Consider the following 20,537-nt stretch of genomic DNA (forward strand, 5'->3'; position numbering starts at 1 on the left):
AGAAACATTTGTTAAGCCGCGCTCAGATTAATTCGTCTGTTGAAATTCTTTATAGACTCTACTCTGGCATAGCGCTAATGCGAACACTGTTAATATCTTGCTCTATAAAGTTCGCATAAGCATGCTGTGCTCTACTTTGATTTTTATCAGTACTTTTCTCACCTTTAATTGTGACTTGTGGCATGAAGTAGCTGTTAGCATATTGTTCACGGTTGGCTTCAAATTGCTGCATCATCGCTTGATCTGCGGTTACTGAACGATTTAAAAGAGATATCATTATATGGTGATCTGAAACCAACGCCTTTTTTTGAACGCTCTTTCCTGTTAAATAAAAGCCAGTCGTATTATTGCTCGCCATATTATTAGCGTAATAACCATTATTCATCATTGATTTATTATCGCTATAGTCAGTTTGTGTTGAACTGCAGGCACTTAAGAGCAGGCAACCTACTAATGAAAAAAATGTTAATAAATGCGTTTTAATAATTGTCATAATAAACCTAATGCTTGTGTACTCGTGAACTTAGTATCAATAGGGCAAAGGTTATGCCAAGGTTAAAAAAGTGGCAGCTATATAGAGAGTAAAAAAGAAGCTTGGCGATTTTTATATTTTTACTCTGTTGAAAAATAAGCGCTTTATGTTGATTGGTGATTTACGAATTTGGAAGGTATATTTTTATTTATGATGTTATTTTGTACTTTTTTAATTTTTGCTTATTGCTTGTTAAGCCAAGCGTCAATTTTATAACGCTATAGTAAGTGGCTATCTTTTTATGTTTCACTCAAAAATAGAGAGAGAATAAATAGCGGCTAAGTATAGTGAGGTATTGATAAAAATATTATCAGCTATAACGAGTAACGTTCTGTGTTCTACTCGCCATAAGCTGACTATATTTGAGTCCTGAGAATATCAATACACTGGAGATATTTAAGCCCAGATGATTCTGGGCTTAGCAGGTTTATTACTCTTCAGATACAGAGCGTAATAACTCATTAATGCCTACTTTAGCGCGAGTTTTAGCATCTACTTTCTTGACAATGATGGCAGCATATAAGCTATAGGTACCACATTTTGATGGTAAGTTACCTGGAACAACAACTGAGCCAGCAGGTACTCTACCGTAATGAACTTCGCCTGTTTCTCTGTCAAAAATGCGTGTACTTTGACCAATATAAACGCCCATTGAAATAACTGCGCCTTCTTCAACCACCACACCTTCTACAATTTCAGAACGTGCGCCAATAAAACAGTTATCTTCAATAATTGTTGGACCCGCTTGTAATGGCTCTAAAACGCCACCAATGCCGACGCCACCTGAAAGATGAACATTTTTACCTATTTGTGCACACGAGCCAACAGTAGCCCAAGCATCAACCATGCAGCCTTCATCAACAAAAGCGCCAATATTAACGAAACTCGGCATAACAACTACGTTTTTACCAATAAAGCTACCCGTGCGAACACTAGCACCAGGAACAACACGTACGCCATCAGCTTCAAACATCGCTTGGTTATAATCGCTGTACTTCATTGGTACTTTATCAAAAAAGGTACTTTCAGCGCCGTCAATAACGGTATTATCCCAAATACGAAATGATAATAAGACCGCCTTTTTTAGCCATTGATGAACATGCCATTGACCATTAATTTTTTCAGCTACGCGTGCACTGCCATTATTTAATGCTGCAAGTGCGTCAAGTACTGCAGTTTTTACTTCAGGTGAAACTTTTGCTGGCGTTATATTCGCTCTGTCGTCAAAAGCCTGTTCAATGATGGTTTCTAGCGTAGTTAAATTTGTCATTATTTTTCCTATCGTTAATTTTTGTTAATCAATTTGTTCGGTAAGTTTTTCGGCTAAATCTTGTTTTTCTTGCTCAGTTAATGCTTCATCATCAAAGGTTGAAATGGTAAAAACATCGTCTGCTTTTTCACCAAAAGTTGTGATCTTAGCTGAATGAATACTAATTTTTTCTTGTTGAAAAACTTGCGCAATATTGGCTAATAAGCCAGGTCTATCTAAAGCAACAATTTCAATCATGGTTCTGGTTTTTGCATGTATTTTAATAAAGCTAACCCGTAAAGGCACTTTGAATTGTTTAACACGTTTTGATGGTGACTGTAGTGGGGTGTCGCAATAATTATCTTCACCTAAACGATCTACTAAATCTTCACAGATCTCTTTGGTGTAGTAGCTTTCATTTAATGCTTTACCACGGCTATCTAGCACAATAAAGGTATTTACGGTGTAGCCAGTTTTGGTGGTAATAATTTTAGCATCGTGAATGGAAAGTTTTTTACTACCTAGAAATGATACTGTGCTGGCAAAAATGTTACGTCTTTCTTTAGTGAAAATGAAAACCTCTGTCCCCCCTCTAAATGGCTTGGGACTAATTAATACTAAAGGTTTCTTTCTATCATGCTTGATAATGTTTTCACTATGTCTGGCAATTTGCTCAGGCGAATAACGTAAAAAATAATCGACTCTAAACTCACTCCATAGCTCTTTAATTAACTGCACGTCAACATCGGCAGAGAATAATATATTCATTGCACCTTGTTGATTTTCACGAATTTTAGAGCGAATTTCTACAGGCTTTTCTAAGCCATGTCTAAATGCTCGTAGCGTATTGAAGTATAAATCTTTAAGTAAGTTTGATTTCCAACTGTTCCATAAGCTTTCGTTGGTCGCTCTCATATCGGCAACCGTTAAACAGTATAGGTAGTTTAAGTGTGCTTCATCGCGTACTTTCTCACCAAAGCTGCGGATAACATTTTCATCAGAAATGTCACGTCGCTGCGCAATAATCGACATCAATAGATGGTGCTCAACAAGCCAAGCTACCATATTGCTGTCATGTTTACTCATTTGGTGTGATAAACAAAAGTTAAGTGCGTCTGTTGCGCCTAACTTTGCATGGTTACCACCGCGACCTTTGGCAATGTCGTGAAAAATCCCGGCTAAATACAGTACTTCAGGCTTACGTACTTTTTGTACTATTTTGCTACATAATGGGTACTTATGGTTATGCTCTTTTTGACTAAATTGGTATAAATTTTTGATCACTCGGTAACTGTGCTCATCTACCGAATAAGCATGAAATAAGTCAAACTGCATTTGGCCAACAATATTACGCCATAATGGCAAGTATGAGCCAATAATGCCGTGTTTATGCATTAAGTTAAACGCGAGCCCTAAACCACGAGGGTGGCGAATAATCTCCATAAAAATATTACGGCATTTTGCGTAATCGATTAACCCTGAAATTAAGCGTCGACGAGCATTACGCATTAAGCGTAACGTATGAGAGTGTATCCCTTTAATGCTTGGCTCTTGGGCGATAATTAAAAAGAGTTCGATCATTTTCACTGGGCGCATAAAAATGCGATCGTCGCGAGTGTTGATTAATTTATCAACCAACTCAAAATCTTGGTTAATTATTGTGATATTACTTTGTTCTGGCTTTTTGATAATAGCTTGTTGAAAATGCTGTAAAAGCATAGTGTTAAGCTCAGTAATACGGGAAAGTATTCTGAAAAAACGTTTCATCATGCGCTCAACAGGGGCTTTGCCTTCATCACCAAAGCCCATCATTTTTGCGACATCGGTTTGGTAGTCAAACAATAAACGGTTTTCATTTCTTTTAGCGACAAAGTGTAAAGCAAAGCGCATACGCCACAAATAATCTTGTGCTTCAAGTAGTTCTACAAACTCACTAGGGTAAAGATAATTGTGCTCTACTAGCTCCTCAAGAGAATCAGCAAGAAAGTGTCTTTTAGCAACCCAGGCAATAGTTTGAATATCGCGCAAACCGCCGGGGTTAGCTTTTAGGTTTGGCTCTAATGTGTAAGCCGCGCCATGGTACTGCTGATGGCGTTTGCCTTGTTCTTTACATTTGGCGATAAAAAACTTTTCGGACGACCAAAATACATCTTCATTTAATAGCGGTAATAGTTGTTGTGTGAGAATGTCGTTACCCGCTATTTGCCGCATTTCCATTAAATTAGTCGCAATAGTGACATCTTTCGTCGCTTGCTTTAAACACTCTTTAATGGAGCGAACACTTTGACCAATATCAAGCTTTATATCCCATAACTGGGTAATGAAAGCTGATATTTTTTCTTCTAATTCAGGAGCAATTTGCTCTTGTGTTAAAATTAAGATATCAATGTCTGAGTACGGGTGAAGCTCTCCGCGGCCGTAGCCACCAACAGCAACTAAGCTTACTTGATCTTCGTCAAGATGATGTTGACACCAAAGCTTACGCAGTGTTGCATCAACAAAGTCAGCACGGGCGGCGAGTAAATCACTAATATCATTATCAATAAAAGAATCACTTAACCATTGATTAAATTCTTGTGTTAATTGACAAATTTCAGTGCTTGAAAGAGGATCTCCGGCAATAAGTAGGCTGTCGATAAAATATTCAGGAATAACGCGTTTTGATAATGATAGAGTCGTCAAAATAAAGCCTTTTTAATAGAGTTAACCGTATTATTTTACCTAGCAGCCATTCAGCCCGTTACTTTAATTAAGCTTTCCTTAATTAATTATGTAAAACACGTGCAATGGTTTCTTCTTTACGTAAGGTTAATATTTCACAACCTGTTGGTGTTACGAGTAACGTATGTTCCCATTGCGCTGACTTTTTACCATCTGAAGTGTAAACCGTCCAGTTATCTTCTTTATCTAGAATAGTCGTAGCGCGACCTAAGTTGATCATTGGCTCAATGGTAAAGCACATACCCGCTTCCATTTTAGTTTTGTCATTATTTTTATAATGCACTATTTGTGGCTCTTCATGAAAGCCGGCGCCAATTCCATGACCACAGTAGTCTTTTACTATTGAATAACGACCTGATTTTTTAATGAATTTTTGAATGGTTGCACCAATATCACCAAAAAAGGCGCCAGGCTTAACTTTTTTAATCGCTAAGTAAAGCGACTCTTGTGTTAAACGACATAAACGTGCATCTTCTGGTGAAACATCGCCAACGAAAAACATTTTGCTCGTATCACCATGGTAGCCATCTTTAATAACGGTAATATCAATATTAATAATATCGCCGTCAACCAATGGCGTATCATTTGGAATACCATGACAAACGACATGATTTACAGAGGTACAAATTGATTTTGGAAAGTGATGATAATTTAAGGGTGCTGAAATAGCTTGTTGCACTTTTTCAGTATAATCAGCACATAGGGTATTTAATTCATCTGTTGTTACGCCTGCTTTTACATGCGGTTCAATCATCTCTAAAACGTCAGCGGCAAGTTTACCCGCGATACGCATTTTTTCTATTTCTTCTTGGCTTTTAATAATGATGGCCATGTTAAATCTCTTTTTAAGTCGGTGTAAATTTGTTAACTGTCGTAACGCTTTATTAATAGAACACAGTTTTTAGTGTTTTTGATAGATACTTACTAAGTTAATACGTATTTATGCTGATTGTGTTATTTCTAATTTCACTGCATCAATAAAGGCACTAGGGTCATTAAGATAGAAATTATGGTTTAGTAAAATTAACCTATCATCAATGGCTAATAACAGTGCAGGTATTGCTTCGGTTGCAATTATTTCTTGTAGTGCAAATATCTCATGCACTTGCGCTTCGGCATCACTAGTGAGTTTATCAGCTTTAAGGACTTTACTCGACGGTGATAGTTTTAATTGTGCAATAATATTGTCAACTGATGTTGCATCAACAAGTTCGTTCCCAGTGCCAAAATGCGCTTCCTGTAAGGATTTCAGTAGGGAAAAAGCTTGTTTAGGGCTTTTGTTTGCAGCCCAAGTCATTAAATTGGCACACAAGGTAGAATCTTTTGCTTGTGATAAGCTGTCCAAGTATTGGCGAGAAAAGCTAATGTCAGCTAACGACTTTACCGTAGTAATTTGGCTTTTGCTGATTTTAGATTCATTTTCACCGCAAAAGTGAGCGCTATGCCACAAATTAATGTTTACTTCAGGTAGGGCACTTTGTATTGCTTCTACTAGCGGTGTTGCAGCGTAACTCCATGGGCAGTGTGTATCGTAAATAAAAAATAATTCTGTACTCATTGCTTTACTCGACGGTTAGTTGTTTTCGGTCATAATGATTGATTTTACCGCGCTTGAGCGGATTATCCCACCAAAATCATTATTTATTTATCTAGATAAAGGTGCCTGTTTATGGTATAAAGTGCCGCGCTAAATTTTAGTTATTATTCAAATGCTGAATGGTACTGGGTTTAGTAGCACTTAAATCAGCCGTTATTACGATTATGTGATGATGGTTATTACTATAAACTCACATACATCTATAAAGGTATACCGGGGTGCTCGCTTTATTTAATTAGAGCTGATGAGTCGTGTATATTGGGTGTATGAACGCTTAACCCCATTAAAGGAAAAAAAATGTCAAACGTTTCAATGCGCGATATGCTTAAAGCTGGTGTTCATTTCGGTCACAAAACTCGTTACTGGAATCCAAAAATGAAGCCGTTCATCTTTGGTGCTCGTGATAAAGTTCATATCATCAACCTTGAACAAACTGTACCTATGTTTAATGAAGCACTTGCTTTTGTAAACAATGTTTCATCTAAAAAAGGTAAAGTATTATTTGTTGGTACTAAACGTGCTGCAAGTGATGCAATCAAAGAAGCAGCACTTAAGTCTGATCAATTCTTCGTTAATCACCGCTGGTTAGGTGGTATGTTGACTAACTGGAAAACAGTTCGTCAATCAATCAAGCGTCTTAAAGACCTTGAAGTTCAAAGTACAGATGGTACTTTTGAAGCATTAACGAAAAAAGAAGCATTAATGCGTACTCGTGAAATGGAAAAGCTTGATAAAAGCTTAGGTGGTATCAAAAACATGGGTGGTTTACCTGATGTTATTTTTATCATTGATGCTGATCACGAGCACATTGCAATTAAAGAAGCTAACAACCTAGGTATCCCAGTAATTGCTGTTGTTGATACTAACTCAAACCCAGATGGTATTGATTACATCGTACCGGGTAACGATGATGCTATCCGTGCAGTAACTTTATACTGTGATGCAGTAGCTACTGCTGTAGTTGAAGGTCGTGAGAAGAACATCGTTGTTCAAGCTGAAAAAGACGGTTTTGTTGAAGCTGAGTAATTAGCTAAACATTTCGCTCTATCATAAAAGCATTACGGTGTAGTGCTTTTATGACTACCTATTTAATATTATGCCCATGTTGATTAATAGTTTTATCATTGAGTTAGCGTTGGGGATAACAGAAAACTGAGGAACTTACTCATGGCAATTACTGCTGCAATGGTTAAAGAACTTCGTGAACGCACAGCTGCGGGCATGATGGATTGTAAAAAAGCTTTACAAGAAGCTGATGGTGACATGGAACTTGCGATTGAAAATATGCGTAAGAACGGTCAAGCAAAAGCTGCTAAAAAAGCGGGTAACATCGCTGCTGAAGGTCAAATCATCATTAAAGATGGCACGTTAGTTGAAGTTAACTGTCAAACTGATTTCGTAGCAAAAGACGACAACTTCTTAGCGTTTGCTAACAAAGTTGCTGAAACTGCCGCTGCTGAAAAACTTTCTATCGAAGACTTACAAGCTAAGTTTGAAGAAGAGCGTATTGCATTAGTGACTAAAATTGGTGAAAACATCAATGTTCGTCGTGTAGCTTATGTTGAAGGTGCTGCTTTAGCTTCTTACAAACACGGTGCTACTATTGGTGTTGTTGTTGCTGGTGAAGGTGATGTTGAATCACTTAAGCACATTGCAATGCACGTTGCTGCAAGCAAGCCAGAATTCCTAACTCCTGATGACGTTCCAGCTGAAGTTGTTGAAAAAGAAAAAGCGATTCAAATTGATATCGCAATGAACGAAGGCAAGCCTCAAGAAATCGCTGAAAAAATGGTTTCTGGTCGCATGAAGAAGTTTACTGGTGAAGTATCTCTTACTGGTCAAGCGTTCATCATGGAACCTAAGAAAACTGTTGGTGAAGTTCTTAAAGAGAAAGGCATCACGGTTACTTCTTTCACTCGTTTAGAAGTGGGTGAAGGTATTGAGAAAAAAGAAGAAGATTTTGCTGCTGAAGTTGAAGCACAAATCGCAGCTGCTAAAGCTTAATTCATTTTCGAAAAATAATAAAACGTCTACACTGTAGGCGTTTTTTTTTGTTCAAATTTTGTTATGAGTTTCTTTCGTTTTATTGGTTGCTAGCTAAAATGTCGAATATATCGGTAATATCGATGTCTTTTTTATAATTATACTTTCGTGACTGCGCTAAACGTATTAAAATACTCGCGGTTTTTTACGTTTTTAATTTATGCTCAGCTAGTGCAATGTTAAAAAGTAAAAAAACTAATTAGCTCAATTACCCGAATTTATTACTTAATCGCTACAGGAATTTTCCCTATGACTACCAACCCAAAACCCGCTTATCGAAGAATCCTTTTAAAACTTAGTGGTGAAGCGCTAATGGGCGAAGAAGGTTTTGGTATCGACCCCAAAGTACTTGATCGTATGGCACAAGAAATTAAAGAGCTGGTTGAAATGGGGATTCAAGTCGGTTTAGTTATTGGTGGTGGAAACTTATTCCGTGGTGCTGGTTTAGCAGATGCAGGTATGAACCGTGTTGTTGGTGACCAAATGGGAATGTTGGCAACTGTGATGAATGGTTTAGCAATGCGAGATGCACTACATCGCGCTTTTGTAAATACGCGTTTAATGTCTGCTATTGATTTAGCCGGTGTTTGTGAACGTTATAATTGGGCTAATGCTATTAGCTTATTAAAGTCAGGCCGTGTTGTTATTTTTTCAGCGGGTACAGGCAACCCTTTTTTCACAACAGACTCTGCTGCCTGTTTACGCGGTATTGAGATTGAAGCTGATGCGGTATTAAAAGCGACCAAAGTTGATGGTATTTATTCAGAAGACCCGGTGAAAAATCCAAATGCTGAGCTTTACAGTGAATTAAGTTATGATGAAGTATTAGATAAAGAATTAAAAGTAATGGACTTAGCTGCCTTTACCCTAGCAAGAGATCATAATATGCCTATTCGTGTTTTTAATATGAATAAACTAGGTGCGCTAAAATCAGTCATTATGGGTGAAAGCGAAGGGACAGTTATTACTCACGCTCAAAGTGAGTAATTTAAATTTATGGTGGTTAGCTCTATGACAGCTGACCTAAATAGACTACGTAAAACTTTAGGAAATAATAACGTGATAGATGAAATTAAAGTAGATGCGCAAGAGCGCATGGCTAAAAGTGTTGAAGCATTAAAAAACAACTTAAATAAAGTAAGAACAGGCCGTGCGCATGCCTCTTTACTTGATAATATTGTTGTTGAATATTACGGTATGGATACACCACTAAGTCAAGTGGGTAACATTTCTGTACCTGATGCACGTAACTTATCAGTAACTGTTTTTGACAAAGGTATGATCAGCGCTGTTGAAAAAGCTATCATGAAATCTGATTTAGGTTTAAACCCACAGTCTAATGGCACTTTGATTCGCATTCCATTACCACCTTTAACAGAAGAGCGTCGTAAAGATTTAGTTAAAGTGGTACGTGGTGAAGCAGAAGGCGGTAAAGTTGCTATTCGTAACATTCGCCGTGATGCAAACTCAGACTTTAAAAGTTTATTAAAAGATAAAGAGATTAGTGAAGACGAGCATAGACAAGCTGAAGATGAAATTCAAAAAATCACCGATACTTTTATTAAGCAAGTTGATGAAGTACTTGTAAAGAAAGAAGCAGAGTTAATGGAAATTTAATTCATTAACACTGTTTAAAACGCCAGAGAATCTATCAAAGATCGCTGGCGTTTTTTGTATTATGTATTTCCAAAAGTTAATTATTCATGGATAAATCATTAAGTGGAAAATAATAAGATAGAGCCGCTAAACGCAATTAGTGCAGAGACTAAAATACCTCAGCACGTTGCTATTATTATGGATGGCAATGGGCGTTGGGCACAACTGCAAGGCAAAGGTCGTGTTGCTGGGCACAAAGCGGGTGTTGAGTCGGTCAGAGCCGTTGTCAGCACTGCCAGAAAACTTAATATTAGTGCTTTAACATTATTTGCCTTTAGCAGTGAAAATTGGCAACGACCAGAGCAAGAAGTTAGCGTATTGATGGATTTGTTTATGTTCGTATTAACCAAAGAGGTTAAACGCTTACACAAGCATAATATCCGTTTTCGCGTTATTGGAGACTTAAGTCGATTTTCTGATAAATTGCAAAAAAGTATTACTAAATCGGAGCAGCTCACTGCAAATAACACTGGCTTAATACTGTCGGTTGCGGCTAACTATGGTGGGCGCTGGGATATTGCTAACGCAGCTAAAAATCTTGCTAGTCAAGTACAAGAAGGGCACTTAGCCGTTGGTGATATTAATGAAAAAACGTTACATCAACAAACCTGCTTGGCTGATGCAGCTCCGTTAGACTTACTTATTCGCACCGGTGGTGATTACCGTATTAGCAACTTTTTATTATGGCAAGCTGCATATGCAGAGCTTTATTTTACCGAAGTGCTGTGGCCTGACTTTAATGAAGCACAATTTGAAAAAGCTATTTGCTGTTTTGACAATAGAGAGCGCCGCTTTGGAAAAACTGGCGAGCAGATCAAGCAGCAATAAAGCTAAGATAACTATTGCTGACTTAGTTACTTTGAATAAATAGTTAACATTAAATAATCAATTTCTCTAAATAACCGTTAATATATGTTTCGTGATTAAAGATCAAAAAAAATAATATTATCAAATCACTTTATCTTATTAACGACCATAAACTTATTATAAAAAAGGCCTACATTTGTTAAAACAACGTATTATTACGGCACTAATTTTAGCGCCTGCAGCTATTCTCGCTATTTTTTATTTACCGCTGGTCTACTTTTCTGGCTTGTTGCTAGGTGTTGTCGCCATTGGCGCTTGGGAGTGGGCACCCTTTGTTGGTCTAAAAAAATCACAAGCACGTGTCACTTATACCGCAATTACGGTTATGCTCATTGCATTACTTTGGTACTTGCTGCCGATTGAGCAGCTATGGTCACCTTTGAATGGTTTGCATCAATATGCACAGTTTATTTTATGGGCTAGCGTTGCTTGGTGGGCAATTGCCGCATTTTTGATGCTGACCTACCCTAAAACAACGGCTTTCTGGGAAAAGAATCGCCTAATTATTGGCTTATTTGGTTGGTTTACACTTATTCCTACTTGGCTTGCTTTTGTTGTATTAAGAAGTCATGACTACCATATTGCTAATTTTCATGGTGCTCAACTGCTGATGTGTTTATTTGTTCTTGTATGGTGTGCTGATATTGGAGCCTACTTCGTCGGCAAATCTATTGGTAAACGAAAGTTGATGCCTAATGTTAGTCCAGGAAAAACACTTGAAGGCTTCCTCGGGGGCGTTTTTTGCGCGGCAATCGTCGTTGCAGTATCGGCTTTTGTATTAGATTGGTCGCAAAAACAATTACTTAATGCTTTACTTATCACTTTACTGATAACTACCGTCTCAGTATTAGGTGATTTAACTGAAAGTATGTTCAAGCGCCAATCTGGTATTAAAGACAGTGGTACTATTTTACCAGGTCACGGCGGCATTTTAGATCGTATTGATAGCCTAACTGCAACTGCTCCAGTATTTGCGCTTTGTTATGTATTTTTAGGTTGGTAAGTCATGTCTAATCAGTCATCACCAGACACTTCTACAGTCAAGCGACAACTATGTATTTTAGGCTCAACAGGCTCTATAGGTACTAGTACCTTAGATGTAGTGCGCTTACACCCTGATAAATTTAACATAGTGAGCCTATCGGCCAACGCTAGCGTAGATATTATTTTTACGCAATGTATTGAATTCTCACCTAAAGAAGTGGTGTTAGCCTCGCCTGAGCATGCTAAAAAATTAATTGCGATGTTAGCGGCAGAAAATATTGCTGATATTACCGTTTACTCAGGTAGTGAAGCATTGATTGATATTGCCCAATCATCTGATGTTGATACTGTTATGGCGGCTATTGTTGGCGCGTCAGGATTAATGCCAACCTTTGCTGCGGTTAAAGCAGGAAAGCGGGTATTGCTTGCTAACAAAGAAGCATTAGTAACTTCGGGTGCTATTTTTATGGCAGCAGTTAAAGCTTCTAATGCAGAGCTATTGCCTATTGATAGTGAGCATAATGCAATTTTCCAATGTTTACCCAGTAATACGCAAATAGGGGAGTGCCAACTATTGGCGCAAGGCATTAGTAAAGTTTTATTAACAGGCTCAGGCGGACCGTTTAGAACTTTACCGCTTAACGATTTTGTTAATGTTACTCCAGAGCAAGCGTGTGCTCACCCTAACTGGGATATGGGGCGAAAAATATCAGTAGACTCTGCGACTATGATGAATAAGGGGCTTGAGTTTATTGAGGCAAAATGGCTGTTCAATATAGACGCTGAAGATATTCAAGTTGTTTTGCACCCACAAAGTACGATTCACTCTATGGTGCAATATAAAGATGGTTCAGTGATTGCTCAAATGGGCAACCCTGATATGAAAACGCCTATTGCCCATGCGCTAGCATACCCTGAACGTATTGACTCAGGCGTGGCCCCGCTCGACTTTTTTAATACTGCGGCTTTCGAGTTTCAAGCGGTTGATTTTGAACGTTATCCAAACCTCGCACTAGCAATAGAAGCTTGTAAGAGCGGCCAAGGTGCTTGTACTGCTTTAAATGCAGCAAACGAAATAGCGGTTGAAGCATTCTTAAATGGAAAAATTAAATTTACCGATATTTATAAAATAAATGAAACTTCTGTGAAAAAATTTGTCCTACAACAGGTAGATAATATTAATGAGGTTATAAGTCTCGATCATCAGGTGCGATTATATGCCACATCATTGCTTGATAATTTTTATAGCGCTGATGAACTGATGGTGGAAAAGTAAGATACGATGTTTGATTTTATATGGAACTTAGCTTCATTTGTTGTTGCTTTAGGTATTTTAGTTACGATTCATGAGTATGGCCATTTTTGGGTAGCAAGAAAGAACGGCGTTAAGGTTGAACGTTTTTCAGTTGGCTTCGGCCGAGCGTTATGGCGTAAAACAGGCCAAGATGGTACCGAGTACGTTGTTGCGCTTATTCCATTAGGTGGTTATGTCAAGATGCTTGATGAGCGTGTTGATGATGTAGCTGAACATGATAAAGATAAAACCTTTAACTCAAAATCAGTTTATCAACGTATTGCTATTATTGCCGCAGGCCCATTAGCTAATTTTATTTTTGCATTATTTGCCTTTTATTTAATGTTTTTAATTGGTGTGCCAAGTGTAAAGCCAATTATAGGTGAGCTAACGCCCAACTCAATTGTAGGCCAAGCACAACTAAACCCATCGGATGAGATTATTAGCGTTGCCGGCACTCGAACACGAGATTGGCAAGATGTTAATCTCGCCTTTATTGGTGAGATTGGTCGCGATGAGATTAAAATAGAAACGAAAAGCCAAGACAGTCTGTATATTAAAACTACGTTATTAAATACGCGTCAATGGCACTATGCACCAGAAAAAAGTTCAGCGCTAGCAAGTTTAGGTATTGTGCCATTTAGACCGCAGGTATACACACAATTGGCAACGGTAGCGCCTGATAGTGCTGCTGAGCAAGCAGGTTTACTTGTTGGTGATACACTATTGGCTGTTAATGGTGAAAAAATTCAGCAAGATTGGCGTAGCTTTTCAGAAAAAATTAAACAGTACCCTGAACAAAACGTGATGCTCAGTATCGAAAGATCTGGAGAAGTATTGCAATTAGCAATTACGCCTAAAGCTATTAAGCAAGGTGATAAAACGGTTGGTTATGTAGGTATTGCGCCGAAAGTAGATAGTTGGCCAGAGCATTACCTTGTTGATTTAACTTATGGACCTATTGACGCCATAACACAAAGTGCCATCCGTACTTGGAATATGACCGAGTTAACTTTTGGCATGATTATTAAGTTTATTACTGGTGATGTGTCGGTTAAGAACTTAAGTGGCCCAATTGGGATTGCTCAGGGGGCGGGTAGTAGTGCAGGTCACGGGCTTGTTTATTTTTTAGGCTTTTTAGCCTTGATTAGTATTAATTTGGGAATAATTAACCTTTTACCGTTGCCAGTACTTGATGGCGGACACTTACTCTATTATCTTATAGAGCTTTTAACGGGTAAAGAAGTACCAGAGAAAGTACAAGAAGCAGGGTTTAAGTTTGGCGCTTTAACAATATTAACCTTAATGGCTATTGGTCTGTTTAATGATTTTTCTCGCGTTTTTAATTAAAACAATAAGATAGAATATGAGGGCGAATAGGTATGATGAATTCATCTACGCCATTGGCTTATAACTCACAAAGTGAATAAGAAGTAACGAAGTTTATAATTTATGATAATTAAAAAAATTGCCTTTGCCGTTTTACTTGGCTCTTTGGGCACCACAGTACAAGCCGAGCAAAAATTTCAAGTGGAAGACATTGAAGTTAAAGGCTTACAACGTGTTGCTTTAGGTGCAGCTCTTACCCATATTCCTTTTAATGTTGGTGATACACTCAACGAGTTTCGTATATCTCAATCAATAAAAGCCCTTTATAAGTCTGGTCACTTTAATGATATTCGTGTTTATCGTGATGGCAATCGTTTGGTTTACCGCGTTTATGAGCGCGAAACGATTAGTGAAATTATTTTTGATGGCAACAAAGACCTTAAAGATGAGCAATTAACTGAAAGTTTAGATGGTAGTGATATTCGCGTAGGTGAAACACTTGATAGAACCGTGCTTTCAGGTATTGAAATTGGCTTAGAGAACTTCTACCACAGTGTCGGTAAATACAATGCCAGAGTGACTTCTAAGGTAACACACTTACCACGTAACCGTGTTAATTTAGAATTTAACTTTGTTGAAGGTGACGCAGCTGCGATTAAACAAATTAATATTGTTGGTAATGAAGTTTATAGTGATGCTGAGCTACTGGACCGTATTGAGTTAACATTTGATTCCCCTTGGTGGAATTTTATGGCGCAAGACAGATATCAAAAGCAAACCTTGCAAGGGGATATGGAGACTATTAATAGTTACTACCTTGACCGTGGTTATTTGCGCTTTAAAGTAGACTCAACACAAGTTTCTATGACACCTGATAAACAAGGTGTTTACATTGCCCTTAATGTTAGTGAAGGTGAAACTTATACCATCAGTGAGGTTGACTTTATTGGTGATATGGCAGGTTTCGATAAAACCATTCGTGCAATTAATCCATTACAAGCAGAAGAACTTTATAATGGTGCTGAAGTTACTTATACCGAAGAGGTTATTAGTAAGTTTTTAGGACGTTATGGTTACGCTTACCCTAAAGTGACAACGATTCCTGAAATTAATGATGAAGATAAAACAGTTAAGTTATCAATATCTATAGATCCTGGTAAGCGTGTTTATGTTAATCGTATTAACTTCTCGGGTAACCATGTCACTGCTGATAAAGTATTACGCCGTGAAATGCGCCAAATGGAGGGGGCCTGGTTATCTAACAGTGTCGTTGAAGCATCTAAAGCGTGGTTAATGCGTTTACCTTATATGGAAACGGTTGAGTTTGAAACCAAACAGTTACCCGGTGAAGGTGATTTAGTTGATATTGACTTTACCGTAAAAGAGCAACCATCAGGTTCATTTACGGCAGGTGTTGGTTATGGCTCACAAACTAAATTAAGTTTAAATGCTGGTGTTCAGCAAAATAACTTTTTAGGAACGGGTAATCAGCTAGGGCTTAACTTAAGCACTAATACTTACTCTAAAAGTGTTTCTTTATCTTATACCGATCCTTATTTTACGGTTGACTCGGTATCGCTAGGCGGGCAAATTTATTATAACGAGTATGATGCTGGGCAAGCTAACTTAGTTGAATATAATAATAAAACATTTGGCCTTGGTTTAAATTGGGGCTTTCCTGTTAATGAATACTTACGTTTAAACTTTGGTGTTGGTTGGAAATACAATAAAGTTTCTCAACTACAAGCGTACGAGCAAATTCAAACGTTTTATGATATTTATGCAGACCCGCAACACCCTGATGAGTTAGAGCCATTTAAAACCCTCGATTTAAATATGGGACTTTCACGTTCAACATTAAACCGTGGTACCTTTCCAACGGCAGGCTCTCAGCAAAGCTTAACTTATAAAATGACCAGCCCTAAATCTGATTTACAGTACTTTAAGGTTAATTATGACAGCAAGTTCTACTTCCCATTAACACGTAATCAGCGTTGGTCAATATTAACCCGTTTACAGTTGGGTTATGCGAATGGTTATGGTACGGTAAATGGTCACGATCAATTACTACCTTTCTGGGAAAACTTTAGAGCCGGTGGTGCCGATACATTACGTGGTTTTGAAAATAATACCGTAGGACCTCGTGCTGTTTATCGTCAGCCGCAACCATATCGTGGTACGCCAGATCCTACTGGCTCTGGCAGTGGTTGTTGTCTAGGTGCAGATCAAGATGGTGTTTATGCTTCATCTCGTTCGGTGGGTGGTAATGCGATAGCTTTAGCTGGTTTAGAGTTAATTGTACCGACACCATTTTTAGATGAAAGCTTTTCAAATAGTGTTCGTACCAGCTTCTTTGTTGATGTTGGTAATGTTTGGGATACCGAATTTAATATGGAGCATTATGAAGATTTAGTACCTGGTGAATTTGAGAAAATTGATGATTACTCTGACGTAGGTCGTTACCGTAGTTCAGCAGGTTTGTCTATTCAGTGGTTATCACCAATGGGGCCAATGATTTTTAGTTTTGCTAAGTCATTGAAAGAAGTTGAAGATGATGACACCGCATTTTTCAGTTTTAATATTGGTAAAACCTTTTAATAACGTACAGATTTTATGTACATTACATTACATTATGTTATTCGCTCTTTATTGAGCGAATAAAAAGAATAAAAAAGAAGAGGAAAAACATGAATAAAGTTATTAAGTCAATTGTTATGACAACAGCAGCATCAGGTATGTTATTGGCCAGTTCAGTTATGGCTGCTGAACAAAAAATTGCGGTTGTTAATTTCCAAGAGATTATGGGAAAAATCCCACAAACTGCAGCATTAATGCAAACATTAGAAGCTGAGTTTAAAGACGAAAAAGCGGTAATTACGCAACTTGAAAAAGATATTAAGTACTATCAAGAAAAGAAAAAGCGTGACGGTGCGTTAATGAGCGCTAAAGAAAAAGAAGAGTTAGATACTAAAATGGCTGGTCTTTTTCAAGAATACCAAGTAAAGGGTAAAGAGTTACAACAAAAAGCAGGTGAGCGTCAAAACCAAGAAACTAATAAGCTTATTGCTTTAGTTCGCCAAGCTGTTGATCAAATTGCAGAAAAAGAAGAGTATGATCTAGTATTGTCTCAACAAGCAGTTATCTTTTCTAAGCCTAAAGCAAGCATTACGGATAAAGTGGTTGAACAAGTAAGTAAACTAAACTAATTCATTTGCATATTAGGTAACATGCGTAGTCATTTACCTAGTAAAATAGCTTTAAATTATAAAGTTAAAGGCAGAGTGTAGGGTAACGCCATGCGTTAATATTCTATACTTTGTCTTTTCGCTATATAGCGTTTAAAAAATTAATCACTTTATTTAACATGGTTGCTAGCAACCTAGCTTTGTTTTCAATTACTTATCAAGAATATACCTATGAGCCATACGCTGAGCGACATCGCACAAAAAATTTCTGCAACGTTAATTCATCCTAGCGCTGACAATAGTACGCTAACAAGTCACGCTACTAATGTTAATTTAGATAGTACGTTAATTACAGGTTTAGCTACTTTAGCTAACGCTCAAGCAGGACAAATTGCTTTTTTAGCGAATAGTAAATATCAGCAGCAATTACTCACTACAAAAGCAAGCGCTGTTATTGTATCAGCAGAGGCAGCAAAAAGTTGTCCAGTGAGTGCACTGGTTATGGATAACCCTTATATGGGTTATGCTATTCTTGCTAACTTATTAGATACAACGCCAGCTGCTGCAGAGGGCATTCATGCAAGTGCTGTTATTTCGCCAACGGCTACTTTAGGTGAAAATGTTAGCATAGGTGCTAATGCTGTTATTGAGTCAGGCGTTAAGCTTGCTGATAATGTCTGTATCGGTGCCGGGTGTTTTATTGGCAAGAATGCTGTTATTGGCGAGTCAACAAAGCTGTGGGCCAATAGTAGTGTTTATCACAGTGTAGTTATTGGCAAACACTGCCTAATTCAAGCAAACACGGTTATTGGCTCTGATGGATTCGGCTATGCGCCAGTACCAGGACAGTATAAATGGCATAAAATACCGCAATTGGGTAGTGTTATTATTGGCGACCATGTTGAAATTGGTGCTAGTACAACCATTGATAGAGGCGCGTTAGATAATACTGAAATTAAAGACGGTGTTATTTTAGATAACCAAATACAGATCGCGCATAACGTGATTATAGGTGAAAATACCGCGATGGCTGCTTGTAGTGTGATTGCTGGTAGTACAGTTATTGGAAAAAACTGTACGATAGCCGGCTTAGTTGGTATTAATGGTCATATAAATATTGCTGATAACTGTGTCTTTACTGGCATGTCTATGGTAACTAAAAGTATTAAAACAGCAGGAGCATACTCTTCTGGTACACCAGTAGCTCCTAATAGCGAATGGCATAAAACTAACGCACGTATAAAACGTCTTGATAGTCTTAATAAACGTGTTAAAGCATTAGAGAAACAGCTTAATAAATAGTTTTTCACATTAAAAACCGTTATTCACTAAACAAGTTGCTAGTTTCACTAGCAATAATAGCCATTAATAAATAAAATAGCGGGCATTAAGCGTTGTATACATACAACCAAGTAAGCCATAACAAGGAATAATCATTTGGATACTGTAAAAAAACCAATAGACCTTAACGAAATTAAAACGTTGATCCCTCATAGATACCCAATGTTATTAGTTGACAGAGTACTTGATCATGAACCAGGTAAAACCTTGCATGCAATTAAGAACGTTACTATTAACGAGCCTGTTTTTACTGGTCACTTTCCAGAGCTTGCTATTTTTCCTGGTGTGTTAATTCTGGAAGCGTTAGCTCAAGCAACAGGAATTTTAGGTTTTAAGAGTAGTGAAGAACGCAATAAAGACGAAATGTACTTATTTGCCTCTATCGACAATGCAAAATTTAAAAAGCCGGTATTACCAGGTGATACAATGCACCTTCATGTTGAGTTTATTAAAGAGCGACGTGGAATGTGGAAGTTCTACGGTGAAGCAAAAGTAGATGGCAAGGTTGTTTGTAGTGCTGACTTAATGTGTGCTCGTCGCGCACTTTAATGAAACTCAACCTAATTCTTCAATAGTACTCTGATAAGCTTAAACGATAAAAGGTGATAAAATTATGATCCACCCACAAGCAATAATAGCGCCTGGTGCAGTTATTGGAGAAAATGTAACCATAGGCCCATGGACTTATATTGCAAGTAATGTAGTTATTGGTGATAACTGTAACATTAGCTCTCATGTGGTTATTAATGGCCCAACAACTATCGGCAAAGGCAATCGTATTTTCCAATTTGCTAGTATTGGCGAAGATTGCCAAGATCTTAAGTACGCAGGCGAGCCAACAGAATTAATTATTGGTGATAATAATATTTTCCGTGAATCATGTACTATTCATCGTGGTACAGCGCAAGATAATAGCTTAACGCAAATCGGCAGTAATAATTTATTTATGGCTTATACCCATGTTGCACACGACTGTGTTGTGGGTAACCATTGTATTATGGCCAATAACGCGTCAATTGCCGGTCATGTTCATGTGGGCAACCATGTTATTATTGGCGGTATGGCAGGTGTTCATCAATTTTGTCATATTGGTCAACATAGCTTTGTTGCTGCTAATGCGTTGGTACTTAAAGATGTGCCTGCTTATGTTATGGCATCAGGGCAGCCAGCGAAACCTTTTGGCTTGAATAGTGAAGGTTTAAAACGTCGCGGGTTTGCAAAAGAAACCATTTTAAATATTAAACGTGCTTATAAAGCCGTTTACCGTAAAGGACTTTCTTTAGAAGATGCATTAAGTAGCATTGATGAGCAAGATCAATCCGATGAGCTTTTGGCTTTTTCAGAATCAATTAAAGCGTCTACACGTGGTATTATTCGCTAGGTTCATTACTGAAAAAACCTTTAGATAATCGTTACCACATCAATATTAAAGCGACTTTACTAAGACTAAAGCTCTAGACTTATTAAGTCGCTTTCTTTGTTTCTACACAATGTCTGAATTTTACAATTAAGGACGTCGATAACCACTCATGGTAAATGAAATCACTACTAAAACTCAAGTTCCTATTTTTGCTATTGTTGTGGGTGAACATTCAGGTGACACCTTAGGCGCGGGTTTAATGAAATCATTACGCGTTTATTACCCTGATGCTCACTTTATTGGTATTGGTGGCGATAAAATGAAAGCGCTTGGTTTTGAAAGTTTGTTTGCTATGGACGAACTTGCTGTAATGGGGATC

At 37.8% G+C, this 20,537-nt stretch carries 18 protein-coding genes and 1 pseudogene; 14 read left to right on the plus strand and 5 right to left on the minus strand.

All coding sequences use genetic code 11. From position 1 onward, the window contains the following. Nucleotides 1-58 precede the first annotated feature (58 nt). From KO495_RS02400 to KO495_RS02420, 5 genes are all read right to left on the minus strand, one after another. On the minus strand, nucleotides 59-493 hold the full coding sequence (locus tag KO495_RS02400) for a hypothetical protein (protein ID WP_215978809.1): 435 nt from the start codon (nucleotides 491-493) through the stop codon (nucleotides 59-61). A 469-nt stretch (nucleotides 494-962) separates the two neighbouring features. Then, nucleotides 963-1,802, minus strand: coding sequence for a 2,3,4,5-tetrahydropyridine-2,6-dicarboxylate N-succinyltransferase (dapD, locus tag KO495_RS02405; protein WP_215978810.1), 840 nt, complete (start codon nucleotides 1,800-1,802; stop codon nucleotides 963-965). Nucleotides 1,803-1,826: 24 nt separating this feature from the next. Beyond that, nucleotides 1,827-4,463 carry a [protein-PII] uridylyltransferase gene (gene glnD, locus KO495_RS02410; RefSeq protein WP_215978811.1) on the minus strand — a complete coding sequence of 879 codons (2,637 nt, stop codon included), beginning with the start codon at nucleotides 4,461-4,463 and terminating at the stop codon, nucleotides 1,827-1,829. Nucleotides 4,464-4,545: 82 nt separating this feature from the next. Continuing rightward, nucleotides 4,546-5,391, minus strand: coding sequence for a type I methionyl aminopeptidase (gene map / locus KO495_RS02415; RefSeq protein WP_343816797.1), 846 nt, complete (start codon nucleotides 5,389-5,391; stop codon nucleotides 4,546-4,548). A 51-nt stretch (nucleotides 5,392-5,442) separates the two neighbouring features. Beyond that, complete coding sequence (locus KO495_RS02420) at nucleotides 5,443-6,060, minus strand: hypothetical protein (RefSeq protein WP_215978813.1); 618 nt, start codon at nucleotides 6,058-6,060, stop codon at nucleotides 5,443-5,445. Between the two features lie 336 nt (nucleotides 6,061-6,396). Between KO495_RS02420 and rpsB the strand changes: the two genes are divergently transcribed. From rpsB to lpxB, 14 genes and pseudogenes are all read left to right on the plus strand, one after another. Continuing rightward, nucleotides 6,397-7,125 carry a 30S ribosomal protein S2 gene (gene rpsB, locus KO495_RS02425; protein WP_215978814.1) on the plus strand — a complete coding sequence of 243 codons (729 nt, stop codon included), beginning with the start codon at nucleotides 6,397-6,399 and terminating at the stop codon, nucleotides 7,123-7,125. A gap of 141 nt (nucleotides 7,126-7,266) precedes the next feature. Continuing rightward, nucleotides 7,267-8,103, plus strand: coding sequence for a translation elongation factor Ts (gene tsf, locus KO495_RS02430; protein WP_215978815.1), 837 nt, complete (start codon nucleotides 7,267-7,269; stop codon nucleotides 8,101-8,103). A gap of 288 nt (nucleotides 8,104-8,391) precedes the next feature. Further along, on the plus strand, nucleotides 8,392-9,129 hold the full coding sequence (gene pyrH, locus KO495_RS02435; protein WP_215978816.1) for a UMP kinase: 738 nt from the start codon (nucleotides 8,392-8,394) through the stop codon (nucleotides 9,127-9,129). Between the two features lie 72 nt (nucleotides 9,130-9,201). After that, nucleotides 9,202-9,759, plus strand: a complete 558-nt coding sequence (gene frr / locus KO495_RS02440) for a ribosome recycling factor (protein WP_215978817.1) — start codon at nucleotides 9,202-9,204, stop codon at nucleotides 9,757-9,759. Nucleotides 9,760-9,861: 102 nt separating this feature from the next. Beyond that, entirely contained in the window at nucleotides 9,862-10,626 is a 765-nt protein-coding gene (uppS, locus tag KO495_RS02445) for a polyprenyl diphosphate synthase (RefSeq protein WP_343816722.1), read from the plus strand. Between the two features lie 175 nt (nucleotides 10,627-10,801). After that, a complete protein-coding gene (locus KO495_RS02450) occupies nucleotides 10,802-11,668 on the plus strand; it encodes a phosphatidate cytidylyltransferase (RefSeq protein ID WP_215978818.1) in 867 nt (288 codons plus the stop codon). Between the two features lie 3 nt (nucleotides 11,669-11,671). Beyond that, on the plus strand, nucleotides 11,672-12,925 hold the full coding sequence (gene ispC / locus KO495_RS02455) for a 1-deoxy-D-xylulose-5-phosphate reductoisomerase (RefSeq protein ID WP_215978819.1): 1,254 nt from the start codon (nucleotides 11,672-11,674) through the stop codon (nucleotides 12,923-12,925). A gap of 6 nt (nucleotides 12,926-12,931) precedes the next feature. After that, complete coding sequence (gene rseP / locus KO495_RS02460; protein WP_215978820.1) at nucleotides 12,932-14,293, plus strand: sigma E protease regulator RseP; 1,362 nt, start codon at nucleotides 12,932-12,934, stop codon at nucleotides 14,291-14,293. 102 nt (nucleotides 14,294-14,395) lie between these two features. Further along, nucleotides 14,396-16,870, plus strand: a complete 2,475-nt coding sequence (gene bamA, locus KO495_RS02465; RefSeq protein ID WP_215978821.1) for an outer membrane protein assembly factor BamA — start codon at nucleotides 14,396-14,398, stop codon at nucleotides 16,868-16,870. An 89-nt stretch (nucleotides 16,871-16,959) separates the two neighbouring features. Continuing rightward, complete coding sequence (locus KO495_RS02470) at nucleotides 16,960-17,478, plus strand: OmpH family outer membrane protein (protein ID WP_215978822.1); 519 nt, start codon at nucleotides 16,960-16,962, stop codon at nucleotides 17,476-17,478. A gap of 210 nt (nucleotides 17,479-17,688) precedes the next feature. Continuing rightward, a complete protein-coding gene (lpxD, locus tag KO495_RS02475; RefSeq protein WP_215978823.1) occupies nucleotides 17,689-18,759 on the plus strand; it encodes a UDP-3-O-(3-hydroxymyristoyl)glucosamine N-acyltransferase in 1,071 nt (356 codons plus the stop codon). A 135-nt stretch (nucleotides 18,760-18,894) separates the two neighbouring features. Next, nucleotides 18,895-19,347: a 3-hydroxyacyl-ACP dehydratase FabZ gene (fabZ, locus tag KO495_RS02480; RefSeq protein ID WP_215978824.1), complete on the plus strand. Its 453-nt coding sequence runs from the start codon at nucleotides 18,895-18,897 to the stop codon at nucleotides 19,345-19,347. A 64-nt stretch (nucleotides 19,348-19,411) separates the two neighbouring features. Beyond that, nucleotides 19,412-20,179 (plus strand): acyl-ACP--UDP-N-acetylglucosamine O-acyltransferase, encoded by a 768-nt coding sequence (gene lpxA / locus KO495_RS02485; RefSeq protein ID WP_215978825.1) that lies wholly within the window; start codon nucleotides 19,412-19,414, stop codon nucleotides 20,177-20,179. A 160-nt stretch (nucleotides 20,180-20,339) separates the two neighbouring features. Then, nucleotides 20,340-20,537 (plus strand): annotated as a pseudogene (gene lpxB, locus KO495_RS02490) (lipid-A-disaccharide synthase); the annotation flags it as partial.

It is taken from the genome of Colwellia sp. D2M02 (assembly GCF_018860755.1).
Lineage (GTDB): Bacteria > Pseudomonadota > Gammaproteobacteria > Enterobacterales > Alteromonadaceae > Colwellia > Colwellia asteriadis.

What these genes read in the sequence shown, in the direction of transcription:
- dapD (WP_215978810.1), bottom strand. Translation starts at nt 1,802, where the DNA reads ATGACAAATTTAACTACGCTAGAAACCATCATTGAACAGGCTTTTGAC.
- KO495_RS02470 (WP_215978822.1), top strand. Translation starts at nt 16,960, where the DNA reads ATGAATAAAGTTATTAAGTCAATTGTTATGACAACAGCAGCATCAGGT.
- ispC (WP_215978819.1), top strand. Translation starts at nt 11,672, where the DNA reads ATGTCTAATCAGTCATCACCAGACACTTCTACAGTCAAGCGACAACTA.
- rpsB (WP_215978814.1), top strand. Translation starts at nt 6,397, where the DNA reads ATGTCAAACGTTTCAATGCGCGATATGCTTAAAGCTGGTGTTCATTTC.
- bamA (WP_215978821.1), top strand. Translation starts at nt 14,396, where the DNA reads ATGATAATTAAAAAAATTGCCTTTGCCGTTTTACTTGGCTCTTTGGGC.
- lpxD (WP_215978823.1), top strand. Translation starts at nt 17,689, where the DNA reads ATGAGCCATACGCTGAGCGACATCGCACAAAAAATTTCTGCAACGTTA.
- pyrH (WP_215978816.1), top strand. Translation starts at nt 8,392, where the DNA reads ATGACTACCAACCCAAAACCCGCTTATCGAAGAATCCTTTTAAAACTT.
- KO495_RS02420 (WP_215978813.1), bottom strand. Translation starts at nt 6,060, where the DNA reads ATGAGTACAGAATTATTTTTTATTTACGATACACACTGCCCATGGAGT.
- lpxA (WP_215978825.1), top strand. Translation starts at nt 19,412, where the DNA reads ATGATCCACCCACAAGCAATAATAGCGCCTGGTGCAGTTATTGGAGAA.
- rseP (WP_215978820.1), top strand. Translation starts at nt 12,932, where the DNA reads ATGTTTGATTTTATATGGAACTTAGCTTCATTTGTTGTTGCTTTAGGT.
- tsf (WP_215978815.1), top strand. Translation starts at nt 7,267, where the DNA reads ATGGCAATTACTGCTGCAATGGTTAAAGAACTTCGTGAACGCACAGCT.
- KO495_RS02400 (WP_215978809.1), bottom strand. Translation starts at nt 493, where the DNA reads ATGACAATTATTAAAACGCATTTATTAACATTTTTTTCATTAGTAGGT.